We start from the raw sequence: 14,137 nt of genomic DNA on the forward strand, positions 1-14,137 counted from the left end.
CGGTTTTTGCAGATAGGGGTGAAGCCCAAACCGTCAGCCGGGCCAGACAGTCAGTGCGCCGGCGCGGCCACCGGGTCCAGCAGGGTGCGCCCGCCATCCACTGTCATGATCTGGCCGGTCATGAAGCCGGACCCGTCGGACGCCAGGTAATGCACCGCTTCGGCCAGTTCACCGGGCGCGGCGATGCGGCCCAGCGGCGTATGATCCTCGATGTCCGAGCGGTAATCCGAATGCTCTTTCAACGTGCCCTTCAGGCTGTTGGACATGACGGAACCGAACGCCACGGCATTCACGCGGATACGATGCGGCGCCAGAGCGACGGCGAGCGAGCGTGTCATCTGGTCCAGTGCCGCCGTCGAAACGGAATAGGCCATCAACTGCGGATTCGACCGGCGCGCCGCGATCGACGACAGGTTCACGATCGTGCCGGCGGTGCCTTCTTCCTGTCCCTCGGCCTGCTTGATCATGCGCTTGGCCACTTGCTGGCTCAGCCGCAAAGACGTCAGCAGGTTCTGTTCCAGCAGCGTTTCCATCGCGTCGTCATCGGGATTGAGAGGGTCCGAGGCGATGACCTGACGCGATCCGTTGATCAGGATATCAACCCGGTCGAACGCATCGATCGTGGCAGACAGAAGGTTGGCTACGGTCAGCTTCTGCCGCAGGTCGCCTGCGAAATACCGCATGTTGGACCCATCGGTTTCTTCGCCGATTTCCTTGATCAGCTTCTCTTCGTCCATGTCCGCGAAGACGACATTCGCGCCCTTGTCGACGAAATGCTTGCCGATGGCGAGGCCGATGCCATTGGCTGCCCCGGTGACGATGGCGGTCTTGCCCGCAATGGAAAAGGACATCAAATCCCTCCTGATTCTGATCGACCAGACTAGTGGATGCTACCGCTTGTGACGAGTGGGCCTGTGCGCGGCCAGAACCTTGAACCGGTTGTCGCCGGCGATTTCCTCGCAATGGGCGAAATGATGAGCAAGCGTGGCTTCGTAAGGAAGATGCCGATTGGCCACCAGCCAAAGCCGCCCGTGCGGTGCCAGACATCCCGCCGCATTGGCGATAAAGGCCTGCCCCAGTGCAGGTTCGGCAGCACGGCCAGTGTGGAAAGGCGGGTTCATGACCACGGCATCCAGCGGATGCTCGGGCCGCCATCGCGTGGCATCGGCCCAATGAAACCGGGCCCGCGGATCGGGCACGTTGCGGCGCGCGCAGTCCAGCGCCCTGTGATCGTCCTCGACCAGGTGCAACTCGGTGGTCTCGTCCCGGTCCAGCACCTGCCGCGACAGGTAACCCCAGCCCGCGCCCAGATCGGCGACCGTCTTGCCCAACCGCGCCGGAAGACTGTCAGCCAGCAGACGCGAGGCCGGATCGATCCCGTCCGCAGAAAAGATACCGGGCACGGTGACAAACCCCTCGCCAACATCCTGTGGCGCATCTGGCAGCGCCCAATCGGCGAAATCCGCAGGCGCACCGCGCAGCACGAACAGTTTGCCATGCGCCTTGGAAATCACCTCGGAAAGATCACCACGTTTGCGACAATCCTTGAGGATACTGTCGACGCCATCTGTTTTCTGACCATCGACGATCACCGGCCCGGCCGTTTTCTCGACCGCAAAAGCGATCAGCCCGCGCGCCAGAACCTTGGCCCGCGGCAAAACCACGATGGACAGGGGCGGCGCCTCTGGTGACTCCAGGGCCACGCGCAGCCCGGTCCGTTCGCACGCATCATGATCGGTGCGCAGCGGCGACACGACAACAACACGGTCGGTCGGCAGATCGGAAAAATCTACGCCTGCGACCGAACCGGATACCGCAATATCCCCGCTTTCGGGCAAGTCGAACAGGTGCGCATCGCGCGCAAGGCTGAACCTGGGATGTGTCACGGGGCGCTTTATTCCCGCTCCATCGTGCATTGCAGCGGATGCTGGTGCTGACGGGCGAAATCCATGACCTGTGTCACCTTTGTTTCGGCGATTTCGTGGCTGAACACCCCGACGACCGCCAGACCCTTCTTGTGAACGGTCAGCATGATTTCGAAAGCCTGCGCATGGTTCATGCCGAAAAACCGTTCCAGCACATGCACGACGAACTCCATCGGGGTGTAGTCGTCATTCAGCATGAGAACCTTGTAAAGCGGCGGTCTTTGGGTTTTCGGCCGCGTCTTGACAACAACGTCGGCCTGGCCGTCGCCGTCTTTCTTGTCAGACATGTTTTCTGGCCAATCGGTCATCGCATCGCTTTTCCGGTTTCGGGCTTCGGCCTGTCTATATATCGTTCTGGCGGTGTTAGAAAAGGGTTGACCGGGAAAGGCCCCTCCATGACGCGGAATTTGACAACAATTGCCTTCGATGCGGACGACACGCTGTGGCACAACGAACGTTTTTTCAAACTGACACAGGCCCGTTTTCACGATCTGCTGGCTGATTTCGCCGACCCCGACCATTTGGGCGAACGTCTTTTGGCGGCGGAAAAACGCAACATCGCGCAGTATGGATTCGGCATCAAAGGCTTTGTCCTGTCGATGATCGAAACCGCCATCGACGTCACCGAAGACCGTGTTCCAGCCCGCGTCATCCGCGAGATAATCGAAGCCGGGCAAGAGATGCTGCGCCACCCGATCGAACTGCTGCCCAATGCAGCCGAAACCGTGGCATCGCTTGCGGAAACGCATCGCGTTTTACTTGTCACGAAGGGCGACTTGCTGGATCAGGAGCGAAAGCTGGCCCAATCGGGCCTCGGTGAACTTTTCGACGGTGTCGAAATCGTCAGCGCGAAAACACCACCCGTCTACCACGCGATCTTCGACCGGCACGGCGAAGGCGCGGCACATGCCATGATGGTCGGCAACTCCATGAAATCAGACGTCATTCCCGTGATCGAGGCCGGCGGCTGGGGCGTTTTCGTGCCGCACGGGTTGAGTTGGGAAATCGAACATGCCGACCCGCCAGACCGGGCAGAACGGTATCGCGAAATCCCTGATCTCGGGGCGCTTCCGGCGCTTGTCCGGTCTCTGGATTGAAATGCCACATTCCCGCCACAATCGACAGTGTTGGGGGTAACAACAGGCCAACCCCCAACATCTTCCATACTCAATGCACTGCAGACACGAAAATCTATGCAAAATGAACGCTTTAAAGGCGCAAGTTATTGTGATACTCTTTTAACAAGAGCAAGAATGAAGCCAGACCGGAAAACCGGCGGCATTGAGGCAGAGAAGGCAGTGATCGTGAAGGATCGGCAGTGGACGCCGGGCCGTTTGGGCCTGTATTTTATCGCGGCAGTGTGGATGTTCGTTGTTGTCCCGCTTAGTGCGGTGGCAGCCCCTTATGCCGCAATGGTCATTGATGCGCGCACCGGCGAGGTGCTTCATTCGCGAAACGCGGATACGCGCCTGCACCCCGCATCGCTTACCAAGATGATGACACTCTACATCGCGTTCGAAGCTGTCGAGCGCGGTGAGATCAGCCTTGATACAATGGTGAGTGTCTCGGCAAACGCCGCGGCGGAACCGCCAAGCAAACTTGGCCTCAAGGCGGGCCAGCGCATCAAGCTGCGCTACCTGATCCGCGCAGCGGCCGTGAAGTCCGCTAACGACGCGGCAACTGCCATCGGTGAGGCGATCGAAGGATCCGAAGCGGCCTTCGCACGGCGCATGAACCGCACCGCCAAGGCGCTGGGAATGACGCGCACCACGTTCAAGAACATGCACGGCCTCACCGAAGAAGGCCACCTGTCGACCGCACGCGACATGACGACGCTCGGCCGGCATCTGCTTTACGATTACCCGCAATATTACAACCTGTTCTCGCGCCGCTCGACCGATGCCGGGGTGCGCGAAGTCGCGAACACCAACCGCCGCCTTCTTGCCGCCTACAAGGGCGCCGACGGCATCAAGACCGGATACACCCGCGCCGCAGGTTTCAACCTTGTTGCCTCGGCCGAACGCGGCAACGAACGCGTTATCGCAACGGTCTTTGGCGGACGCTCGTCGGCGTGGCGCAATGCGCGTGTGGCCGAGTTGCTGGACATGGGTTTCCGGCGTGCGCCCAATCAGGTTGCCGCGCGCAAGCCGGAAAAACCGACCTACACCGCCGAAAGCGGAACGACCACTTCGGGCGCCGCAGGCAAGACGATCCGCATCATGACGGCCGTCAGGCAAAGCCTGCGTCCCAAGCTGCGTCCGGGCGGCACGGAAGAACCTGCACCGGTGATCGTCGCGATGCAGGATGACATCAAGGAAGCCCTGCAAGAGGCGCAGCAGGTCAGCACAGCCCAGCCCGACACCCCGGCCAACGTGACCCTTGCATCGGCCGCGCCAGCAGAAAGCATCACTCCCCGAATTCGCCCGAAAACCATTGCCGCACAAGCAGTTGCGCCCGCCGCTGAACAAGAGGTCGTGACCCGCGTATCGACCTCGGGTGGCCGCCACTGGGGCATAAATGTTGGCCGCTACTCCAGCCAGTACAAGGCCGAACGCGTCCTTTTGCAGACCGCATTGCTGGAGATGGACACACTGGACGGCAGCCTGCGCAAAGTGGTCAAGCGCAGCACAGGGTTCGATGCGAATTTCCTGGGCCTGACGCGCGAAACGGCGGACCTTGCGTGCCGCCGCCTTCAGGCCCGTCAGGTGACCTGTTTCATGGTCGGCCCACCTCCTGGCTGACGCTTGCGTATATTTGGTTGCCCACTGAATATACCAAAACCGCGCGGTTTCTCCCTTGAACCGCGCGGTTTTTTTTCGGGTAATCCCCGTGCCAGTGCGCCCCCTGCGCCCCGACACGAGAGGACATGAAATGACACGTTTTCCCGGAACTGGACTGGCCGCTTTCGCCATGGTCAGTATCGTCTGCGTCGATGGCGCGATGGCGGACCCGGTCTCCTACAGGTTCGAGGCTGAATTCCGGGGGGGCACCGGTTGCGCCGCCGCCCGGCAGCGTGACGGCGATGGCTGCAGGAATGGAGAAACTGTCGGGCACCTTCGGGTATGACACCGAAACGCCGCGCGCGGCGGGTGCCAGCAGCCCCGGTCGCGTGGCGTTTGCCGAATACGGCACGGGATTTGTCACCATCGACGGGATCGAGATCACGGGAATACCCGGCGACATGTTCGTCGAGATCACGGATGGTGTGCCACAAACCGATAGCTCCACCGTCGCGATTGCGGACGCGGTCACGCTGACCACCCGCGCTGTTTCGACCGAGGCACCGATAGACGCGCTGACCCTGCGGCTGAGATATGCCGATGCCGAACGGCTCCAATCCGTTGCGCTGCCGGATGCGCTCGAACTTGCCGACATGGCCGGGATGGGCCTGACCTTCAGCACACGGATCGATCAGATGGGCACCCGCGCGCAGGGTGCGGGGAAAGATGCCGGGCTGCTGGGACTGGTGCAATTCACCATCACGGCAATCGAACGGATCGAGTGATCCGCCGGTCAGCCGCCGCTATTGCTTGGGCTTGTCGTCATACTTGCCCGACAGGATGCGGCGCGCATCGCCTTCGGGGTCGTCATACTGGTTGGTCTTGACCGTCCAGACAAAGAACAGCAGCCCGATTCCACCCATGATCAGCGAGATGGGGATGAGGTAGGCCAGAACTTCCATTGGGGTTCACCTTAGACGCAGCGCGTTCAGCGACACGGTAATCGAACTGGCCGACATGGCCAAGGCCGCGATCAGCGGCGAGCAAAGCCCCGCCACCGCCAGCGGCACCGCGATGATGTTGTAGACGGTCGCGATGCGGAAATTTTCCTTGATCCGCCGCGTTGCCTTGCGCGCCGTCAGGACGGCATCGGCAATCGGCGACAGATCCCCGCCCAGCAACACGATGTCGGATGCCACCCGCGCGGCATCGAGCGCGGATGCGGGCGAAATCGACACATGCGCCGCGGCCAGTGCAGCGGTGTCGTTCAGGCCGTCGCCCACCATCAGAACCCGGTGTCCCTGGTCAGTGAGTGCAGAAATGCGGGCAACCTTGTCGGCGGGCAGCGCCTCGGCCATCCACTGGGTGATACCCAGACGTTTTGCCAGCGCTTCCACCGCCGGCGTCGTGTCGCCGGAAATCAGGATCACCTCGTGCCCCGCATCGCGAAGGGCGCGCACGGCCTCGGCCGCGCCGGGGCGCAGCGCATCGGCAAAGGTGAAGGCGCGCGGGCGTTCGTCGCCGATACGCAACCAGGCGGTTGTTTCCGACCGCGCCTCGGCCCCGACCCATGCCGCGCGGCCCAGACGGACTTTCATGCCCTGCCACACGCCTTCGGTGCCATAGCCGGGCAATTCGCGGATATCGGCCACCTCGGCCGGTGTGACATCGCCCGCATCACAGGCCGCGACGATCGCCTGCGACAGCGGGTGCGACGAGGCCGCCGCCAGCGCCGCCGCGATCTGCAGATCGCTGGTGGCGTGATCGGCCAGATTGGTCAGTTCCGGTGTGCCCTGCGTCAGCGTCCCGGTCTTGTCGAACACCACGGTGTCGATTTCGGCCAGACGTTCGAGCGCGGTGGAGTGCTTGATCAGCATGCCTTTGCGGAACAGCCGTCCGCTGGCCGCCGTGGTCACGGCAGGCACGGCAAGGCCCAGCGCACAAGGGCAGGTGATGATCAGGACCGCGGCAGCGATATTCAGCGCGGTGCGCACGTCCCATGTATAAAGATACCAGCCCACGAAGCTGAGCGCCGACAGGATATGCACCCCCGGCGCATAAAGCTTGGCCGCCTTGTCGGCCAATGAGGTATAACGCGACCGCCCGGATTCAGCGATCGCCACCAGGTCGGCCATCCGGTGCAGCGACGTCTGTTCGCCCACTGCCGTCGCGCGCACGGTAAGCGGGCCGGTCAGGTTGACCTCGCCCGCCGATACGTCGCGGCCCGGTTCCGCGAATACGGGTAACGTTTCCCCGGTCAGAAGCGACCGGTCCAGTTCCGACACGCCGTCGGTGATGACGCCATCCACCGGCATGCGGCCGCCGGGGCGCACGCGGATCAGGTCGCCCAACGCCACCTGTGCGGCGGGAACCTGCACCTCTTGCCCGTCGCGCAGAACCCAGGCGCGGGGCACTTCGAGTGCGGCCAGTTCCTCGGCCGCAGACCGGGCGATGGCGCGCGTGCGGTGATCGAGATACCGGCCCGCCAAAAGGAAGAAGGTCAGCGCAAGGGCTGCGTCGAAATAGGCGTGTTCACCCGAAAGCGACGTTTCCCAGAGCGACGTCACAACCGCCAGCACGATGGCCAGCGTGATCGGCACGTCCATGTTCAGCCGCCCGTGCCGCAGCGCCGCCCAGGCGTTGCGGTAAAAGGGCTGCCCCGAGAAAACGATGACCGGCATCGTGATGAAGGCCGAAATCCAGTGAAACAGGTCGCGCGTGGCATCCGCCGCACCCGACCAGACCGACACCGACAGCAGCATCACGTTCATCGAGGCAAACCCGGCCACGGCAAGGCGCATCAGCAAGTCGCGCCCGGCCTTGTCGTTTTCGGTGGCCGACAGCGTCCCGGCGTCCAGCTCGTGTGCCTCGTAACCGATACCGGCCAGAGCCTTGACCAGATCGTCGGGCATCACGTCCGGTTCGGCCTCGATGCTGGCGCGTTTCATGGTCAGGTTGACCCGCGCCTCGCGCACGCCGGGGTGGTCGTTCAAAGCATCCTCGACAGCCGCAATGCAGGCCGAGCAATGGATCGTCGGCAGCGACAGGGCGATGCGCGCGTTCCTGACCTCGGCCGCGTCGGCCAGCGCCTCGGCCGCGGGGGCGGCGGAACAGGCGGGACAGGCCGAAATCGTTGGGCGCATCGTGGCGGTCATGACCGTTTGCCTTTCCTCAGGAATTCACATGCACGTCGAGGCGCTGTTCGAACGGTTCGCCCGCCAGCGACTGCGCCTTGAGATGCAGGATCCATTTGCCGCCCGACAGCTCGACCGGGGCTTCGTAGACGCGGCCGTTGAACACCAGCTCGGGCGTGAAATCGTCGCGGTTCGACGTGGGCCGCCCGACAAGCGCCTGCACGTTGCCGGCCTGAACCGGCTGACCCTGGGCATCGGTGATGGCGACCGAGAGGCGGCCGTCGTTCACCTCGACCCGTGCAGTCCAGCCCAGCGCCTCTTGCGCGGCGCGGCGGTCATCGAAACTTTGGCTGGCGACATAGCCGTTGCGCACCTCGAGACCCGGAAAGGTGGATATCGCGCTATAAGCCATGACGATATTCACCGTGATGATCACGCCGAAGAACGCGACGAACCCAAAGAATACCTGGCGGCCCGTGATCTGACGTTCAGCCATCAGTTTGCCCTCCCGTTGAAGATGGTGTCCTTGTAGACGCGCTCGCCGTTGGAGATATCCTCGACCCAGAAGCGGATATCCCAGCGTTCGCTTTCAGCGGGCTCGGAATTCGGCGGGGCAAGGACGTAGACGCGCTGCAGCTGCGTGGTGTCCGCCGGCACGTTCACCGAACCGTAAGGCGTGCCTTCGAGCTGCACGCGCAAGGCCGGGTGGCCCTTGACGCTGATTTCGAACGGGCGGTCCTCGCCATGCTGGTTGCGCAGGCGCACGTCATAGGTGTTGCGGATCGTCCCGTCGGACAATGTGACGAAGGTCGGGTTGCGCACGGGCGCTACCGTGACGCTGATATCGGCACGCACGAACAGCGCGACCACGAGGCCCACACCCACCAGCGACCAAAGCGTCGTGTAGAGAAGGGTGCGCGGACGGAACACGTGTTTCCAGACCGATTTCGGCGGGTTGCCGGCGCGTTCCGCGACCTCGTCCGTCAGCGCCATGTAGTCGATCAGGCCGCGCGGCTTGCCCACCTTCTCCATGATCTCGTCGCAGGCGTCGATGCACAGCGCACAGGTGATGCATTCAAGCTGCTGCCCGTCGCGGATGTCGATGCCGACGGGGCAGACGTTGACGCAGGCCATGCAGTCGATGCAATCGCCCAACTCTTCGGCGCCTTCGGCCTTGCGGTGCTTGCCGCGCGGTTCGCCGCGCCACGAGCGGTAGGCGACGGTCAGCGTGTCCTCGTCCATCATCGCGGCCTGAATCCGCGGCCAGGGGCAGGCGTAGATACAGATCTGTTCCCGCGCGAAGCCGCCAAAGGCAAAGGTCGTCGCCGTCAGGATCAGGATGGTTGTGTAGGCGACAGGGTGTGCGTTGCCCGTCACAAGATCGACGGCCAGAGATGGCGCATCGGTAAAGTAGAACACCCATGCCCCGCCGGTTGCGAGCGCGATCAAAAGCCACGACACCCATTTCGTCAGGCGCAGGCGGACCTTGCGGAAATCCCATTTCTTCTGACGGTGCAGGCGCAGACGCGCGTTGCGGTCGCCTTCGATCCAGCGTTCGACGAGAATGAAAAGGTCGGTCCACACGGTTTGCGGACAGGCGTAACCGCACCAGACCCGGCCCAGGGCCGAGGTGAACAGGAAAAGCCCCAGGCCCGCCATCACGAGAAGGCCCGCGATGAAATAGAATTCATGGGGCCAAATCTCGATCCAGAAAAAGAAAAAGCGGCGGTTGGCCAGATCGACCAGAACCGCCTGGTCCGGCAGGTTCGGCCCCCTGTCCCAGCGAATCCACGGCGTCAGGTAATAGATACCCAGCGTCACGATCATGATGATCCATTTCAGATTGCGGAACGTGCCGCTGACCCGCTTGGGAAAAACGGGCTCGCGGGCGGCGTAAAGACTGGGGGCTTCGGGTTGCGTGTCGGACACGGAATCACTCCGTCGTATGGATTGCGTCACGCCCCTTGTCTCAACCAAAGGCATCAGGCTCATTGACCTGTGTCAAATTTTGACTCTGAAACACATCTATTTGACCGACCGTCGCCAGGAACCGGCACGGGTCGCAGCGATCCCGCGTCACGATGCCACGGCAAACACGGAGAAAAAAACAAAGGCGCCACGCGGGCGCCTTTGAATTCAATCGTTTGGATGCCTGTCAGGCAAAAGCCGCCTTGCGCCGGCGGCGCGAACGCAAGCCCGCCAACCCGCCGAAGGCCGTGATCAGGAGCCACGCCCCGGCCGGAAGCGGAACGGCACCGATGACCGGGTCTTCGTCCTGCGCATAAGGATCCGCGAAGGCGAGCGCGAAGTTACCGATGCCGTTGGTGAAGAGCGACGGCGCCGGACCGCTCAGCCCCTCGAAGGACACATCCACGGACGCAAAGCTTTCCGGCAGAGTGCCTGCCACGTTCAGGAACTGAAAGCTGTCGTTCGTGCCCGGCGTGAACCCATCCAGAAACTTGACCACGACCGATGCAAGGCTGTTTTCCGGCAGGAACAGGTTGCCCGCGATGTTCAGGATGTCGTACTGGCCCTCGCCTGTGCCTGCGAATTCCAGCTCCAGCACGCCAGAGGTCAGTGTCAGGTCGCCTGCGATATCCAGAATACCGGGAGAGGCACCGGGACGCAGCGAGCCGCCGTCCAGGATGACATCGCCCAGGATCGAGCCTTTGGACCCCATGAGCACGCCGCCGGTCTGCACCACCAGATCGCCACCGCGCAGGTCGACGACGCCCTTGTTGCCGACCTTCAGAACGGCATCGTTCGTGGCCGACCCGGTGAGCGTGATCTCATCCGACCGCAGAACCGAACCGTCGCCATCGACAAGGACCGACCCGTTGGCACCGACGATCACCTGGCTGTTGCCCCCGAACAGGTCGACTTGACCGCCATTGGTGATCTGCACATGGCCCGCGGAGTTTCCGCCGCCCGCCTGCTGAATCTGGCCGACATACATTTCGTCGGCTTCGACAATGCCGTTGGCACCCACATTGAGGTTGCCCGTGCCGCCATCCGGCATACCCGCATCGGCGCCTGACACGCCGACATAGAGAGTGTTGGCGAAAACGGAGCCCATTTCCGTTGCGCTGACGCCCGACACGTTCAGCGTACCGGTACCGCCCGGGCCGGTCGTGCCGGCGCCCGCACCGAACGGATCGACATTGTTTGCACCCAGGATGATTTCCGAGGTGAAGCCAGCGTCAAACATTCCCAGGTTACCACCCTGGACGTTGATCGTGCCGGAACCGCCGGCCGATGCGCCCGCAACCAGACGCGCATCGCCCGTCGACGAGACAAGACGAACCTGCGATCCCAGACGATCAAGCGTCAGCGTCCCGCTGCCGCCATCCGTGCCCAACGCCATGATTGCGTTGCCCTGTCCTGCAGCCAGCTTGAGTTCACCGGAACCGACATTGACGACGCCGATCCCATCGACACCAAGCTCCATCGCCGCGTCGCCACCGCCATCGGGCATCAGATACACCGTCGACCCACGGCCGATTGTATTCGTGCCGATGCTCAACTCGCCCGAGCCGCCATTCACGCCCAGTTGCATGTAGGACAGGGTGTTGCCCTTCAGCTCGATGCCGGACTCGTAAAGATCGACCTTGCCGTTGCCGTTGTCACCGATACGCATGATCGCGGCGGTATCGCGCGAATTCATTTGAATCAGCGCATTGGGCCCAACGCTGACGCGCGAAGTCGACCCGCTGTTGTTCTTGCCGACGGTCATTTCCGACCAGCCGTTATCCGAGAACAGGAACAACGACGAACTGTCGACGAACAGCCGATCGTCGGAATCGAGGTTGAATTCAAGACGCGCGCTGCCCGCGTGCAGGACATGTTCGCTGACACCGGCATTGACCGTCGAACGATCGGCTCCGTTGTCATAGGTGCCCCAAACCGCGACATCGCCGGCAGGACTCACGCGACTTACGCAATTGGAGCCCTCAAGCGGGTCGACACCGCCGCCGCCCGTGCTGCAGGCAGTTGCGCCCAATACCGGCAGAGGCATGGCCTGGATTTCAATTGGCACAGCACCGGCGCCAGACGCGTGGATCAAAGCCAACGCCGTTGTCATGGTCAAAATACGCACAGAAAAATTCCTTTCTCATTCCTGTTCCCGCAACCCCGGTTTTTTTAGGAATTTGAAAGCTTTGTGGCAAGTTTTCGACATCATTTGCCGTCAATTGAACCTGCTCCGGTGACAATTCGTGACGCTTGTGCAGGGTTGTCCACGCAGACTGCGTTTTTTTGACCCTACCCGGGGTTGCAACGCCCGTATTCATCGCGGCCAAACTGCGCGGCATCAGGCAGGTATACCCCCGACAAGATGGATGACGGCGGGTCGGATCGGGCGTTGCGGACAGTCCGGCAAGCCGAGATTCGTCGGGAGAAAAAGAAAACCGGTGGCGGTTAAGGCTTGACGCCTGTAACCGCCACCGGGGTAATAGGTGGCACCGGCCTTCCAGGAAACGCGCGAACAGGACGGAAGGGCCGGTGCCGAACCCGCGGGCTTGCGCCCGCGGGTGTTCTTTATTCAGGGGCCTCGCCACCACCAAGCTGGTGGACATAGGTGGCCACGGCGCGGATCTCGGCTTCGGTCAGGTCGGCACCCCCCATCGGCGGCATCACACCAAACCGCGCGTTCCAGACGGATTCGCGGATCGTGTCGAAATCACCGCCATAGAGCCAGATCGCGTCGGTCAGGTTCGGAGCGCCCTGGAACCGGTCGCCCTTGCCGTCTTCGCCGTGACAGGCCGCGCAGTTGATCGAATAGACCTCGGCGCCCGCTTCGACCAGGCCGGCATCGACCGGCGGATTGGCCGGCGACAGCGACATGACGTAGTTGACCACCTGGTCGACCTCTTCTGCGGTCAGCAACTCGTCCCGACCAAAGGCCGGCATTTCCGAGTAGCGTGCATCGGGGTCTTCCTCGTTACGAATGCCGTGGGCCACGGTGTAATGGATGTCTTCCATCGTGCCGCCCCAAAGCCATGCGTCATCCTGCAGGTTGGGATAGCCCTTGGCACCAGCCGCACCGGAACCATGGCACTGTGCGCACCAGGTCTTGAACACGGCGGCACCGGCGGAAACCGCATAGCCTTCGAGTTCGTCGTTGCCGCGGATTTCGTTCAGGTCTGCCGCCACCAGCTTGGCGTTGATCGGCTCAAGCTTGGCTTCGAACTCTGCGATATCCTCGGCCACCTGGCCGCGGGTCGAGAACCCCAGATACCCCGAAGTCGCTTCTTTCACGCCAGGCCAGGCCGGGTAAGCGACGGTGTACCAGATGCCCCACACGATCGTGGCGTAGAAGACCCACAGCCACCAGCGCGGGAGGGGGTTGTTGTACTCTTCGATGCCGTCCCACTCATGGCCTGTGGTTTCGACGTCGTTCTTTTTCTTCGGTTGTTGTGCCATGGATCAAGCCTCCTCGGGCCGGCCGCCGCGTTGGGCGGGTTTGTCTTCGTGCCGGAACGGGATGTCTGCCACGTCGTCGTAGACCTTCGTCGCGCCGGGGCGGAAGGCAAAGATCACCACCCCGACGAAGAAGGCGAACATCGCAAGCAGAACCCAGCTGTCAGCGATCTCGCGGAGAAGGGAATATGTGTCCATCGTCCCCTCCTTTACCGGCTTTCGTCGGGCGTGAAGGTCGAGAAATCGACCAGCGTGCCCAGCATTTGCAGGTAGGCGATCAGCGCGTCGGCCTCGGAGATTCCGGGCTGTCCGTCGAAGTTGCGCACATTGACCTTTTCGCCATAACGCTCCAGCAGCCCGTCATAGTCGCTGTCGGGATCTGCCTGCGCGGCAAAGTCTTCCATGCCGTTTTCCAGCATCTCGTCAGAGTAGGGAACGCCGACCAGCGCATGGGTGGACATCACGTCTTCGATATACTTGCCGTCGATCATGCGGTTTTCGAGGAAGCCGTATTTCGGCATCACCGATTCAGGCACAACCGATTGCGGACTGCGCAGGTGGTCGACGTGCCATTCGTCCGAATAGCGGCCGCCCACGCGGGCCAGGTCGGGCCCGGTCCGCTTGGAGCCCCACTGGAACGGGTGGTCGTACTGCGATTCAGCCGCAAGGCTGTAATGGCCGTAGCGTTCCACCTCGTCCCGCATCGGGCGCACCATCTGGCTGTGGCAGACATAGCAGCCTTCGCGAATGTAGATGTCGCGACCGGCCAGTTCGAGCGGGGTGTAGGGGCGCATGCCCTCTACATCCTCGATCGTGTTTTCCAGCCAGAACAGCGGTGCGATCTGCACGATGCCGCCGATGGTGACCACCAGGAAGGCGAAGATCGAAAGAAGCGTGATATTCTTCTCAAGGATCGTGTGTTTGTCGAGAATTGCCATCT

15 protein-coding genes are annotated in these 14,137 nt (G+C 62.4%); 3 read left to right on the plus strand and 12 right to left on the minus strand.

All coding sequences use genetic code 11. The annotated features are described in order from the left end of the window. Positions 1–50 precede the first annotated feature (50 nt). From BLT50_RS10570 to clpS, 3 genes are read right to left on the minus strand one after another with little or no spacing between them, the layout of a single operon-like run. Positions 51–851, minus strand: coding sequence for an SDR family NAD(P)-dependent oxidoreductase (locus BLT50_RS10570; RefSeq protein ID WP_090028663.1), 801 nt, complete (start codon positions 849–851; stop codon positions 51–53). A 39-nt stretch (positions 852–890) separates the two neighbouring features. Then, complete coding sequence (locus BLT50_RS10575) at positions 891–1,886, minus strand: class I SAM-dependent methyltransferase (RefSeq protein WP_245723358.1); 996 nt, start codon at positions 1,884–1,886, stop codon at positions 891–893. An 8-nt stretch (positions 1,887–1,894) separates the two neighbouring features. Beyond that, positions 1,895–2,212 (minus strand): ATP-dependent Clp protease adapter ClpS, encoded by a 318-nt coding sequence (gene clpS, locus BLT50_RS10580; RefSeq protein WP_245723359.1) that lies wholly within the window; start codon positions 2,210–2,212, stop codon positions 1,895–1,897. Between the two features lie 108 nt (positions 2,213–2,320). Here clpS and BLT50_RS10585 point away from each other — a divergent pair, with 108 nt between their 5' ends. From BLT50_RS10585 to BLT50_RS10595, 3 genes are all read left to right on the plus strand, one after another. Continuing rightward, positions 2,321–3,022, plus strand: coding sequence for an HAD family hydrolase (locus BLT50_RS10585; protein WP_090028666.1), 702 nt, complete (start codon positions 2,321–2,323; stop codon positions 3,020–3,022). A gap of 267 nt (positions 3,023–3,289) precedes the next feature. Further along, positions 3,290–4,666: a D-alanyl-D-alanine carboxypeptidase family protein gene (locus BLT50_RS10590; RefSeq protein ID WP_090028864.1), complete on the plus strand. Its 1,377-nt coding sequence runs from the start codon at positions 3,290–3,292 to the stop codon at positions 4,664–4,666. Positions 4,667–4,947: 281 nt separating this feature from the next. Continuing rightward, complete coding sequence (locus tag BLT50_RS10595; protein WP_139170515.1) at positions 4,948–5,430, plus strand: hypothetical protein; 483 nt, start codon at positions 4,948–4,950, stop codon at positions 5,428–5,430. Positions 5,431–5,448: 18 nt separating this feature from the next. Here the strand turns inward: BLT50_RS10595 and ccoS are convergent, their stop codons facing one another. The 9 genes from ccoS to ccoO all read right to left on the minus strand — a co-directional run bounded on the left by ccoS (position 5,449) and on the right by ccoO (position 14,135). Next, positions 5,449–5,607: a cbb3-type cytochrome oxidase assembly protein CcoS gene (ccoS, locus tag BLT50_RS10600; RefSeq protein ID WP_090028668.1), complete on the minus strand. Its 159-nt coding sequence runs from the start codon at positions 5,605–5,607 to the stop codon at positions 5,449–5,451. A 6-nt stretch (positions 5,608–5,613) separates the two neighbouring features. Next, on the minus strand, positions 5,614–7,800 hold the full coding sequence (locus tag BLT50_RS10605; RefSeq protein WP_090028669.1) for a heavy metal translocating P-type ATPase: 2,187 nt from the start codon (positions 7,798–7,800) through the stop codon (positions 5,614–5,616). 16 nt (positions 7,801–7,816) lie between these two features. After that, entirely contained in the window at positions 7,817–8,275 is a 459-nt protein-coding gene (locus BLT50_RS10610; RefSeq protein WP_090028670.1) for a FixH family protein, read from the minus strand. Further along, positions 8,275–9,762: a cytochrome c oxidase accessory protein CcoG gene (gene ccoG / locus BLT50_RS10615; protein WP_425433953.1), complete on the minus strand. Its 1,488-nt coding sequence runs from the start codon at positions 9,760–9,762 to the stop codon at positions 8,275–8,277. The genes BLT50_RS10610 and ccoG overlap by 1 nt, the downstream gene beginning before the upstream one ends. 172 nt (positions 9,763–9,934) lie before the next feature. Further along, positions 9,935–11,707 carry a VPLPA-CTERM sorting domain-containing protein gene (locus tag BLT50_RS10620; RefSeq protein WP_175491455.1) on the minus strand — a complete coding sequence of 591 codons (1,773 nt, stop codon included), beginning with the start codon at positions 11,705–11,707 and terminating at the stop codon, positions 9,935–9,937. Between the two features lie 97 nt (positions 11,708–11,804). Further along, positions 11,805–12,089, minus strand: a complete 285-nt coding sequence (locus BLT50_RS19295) for a hypothetical protein (protein WP_175491456.1) — start codon at positions 12,087–12,089, stop codon at positions 11,805–11,807. A 226-nt stretch (positions 12,090–12,315) separates the two neighbouring features. Next, positions 12,316–13,200, minus strand: coding sequence for a cytochrome-c oxidase, cbb3-type subunit III (ccoP, locus tag BLT50_RS10625; RefSeq protein WP_090028673.1), 885 nt, complete (start codon positions 13,198–13,200; stop codon positions 12,316–12,318). 3 nt (positions 13,201–13,203) lie between these two features. Then, complete coding sequence (locus tag BLT50_RS10630; RefSeq protein WP_090028674.1) at positions 13,204–13,395, minus strand: cbb3-type cytochrome c oxidase subunit 3; 192 nt, start codon at positions 13,393–13,395, stop codon at positions 13,204–13,206. 11 nt (positions 13,396–13,406) lie between these two features. Then, positions 13,407–14,135 carry a cytochrome-c oxidase, cbb3-type subunit II gene (ccoO, locus tag BLT50_RS10635; RefSeq protein WP_090028675.1) on the minus strand — a complete coding sequence of 243 codons (729 nt, stop codon included), beginning with the start codon at positions 14,133–14,135 and terminating at the stop codon, positions 13,407–13,409. Positions 14,136–14,137: the final 2 nt, after the last annotated feature.

The organism is Lutimaribacter saemankumensis, from assembly GCF_900100005.1.
In the GTDB taxonomy this organism is placed as follows: domain Bacteria; phylum Pseudomonadota; class Alphaproteobacteria; order Rhodobacterales; family Rhodobacteraceae; genus Lutimaribacter; species Lutimaribacter saemankumensis.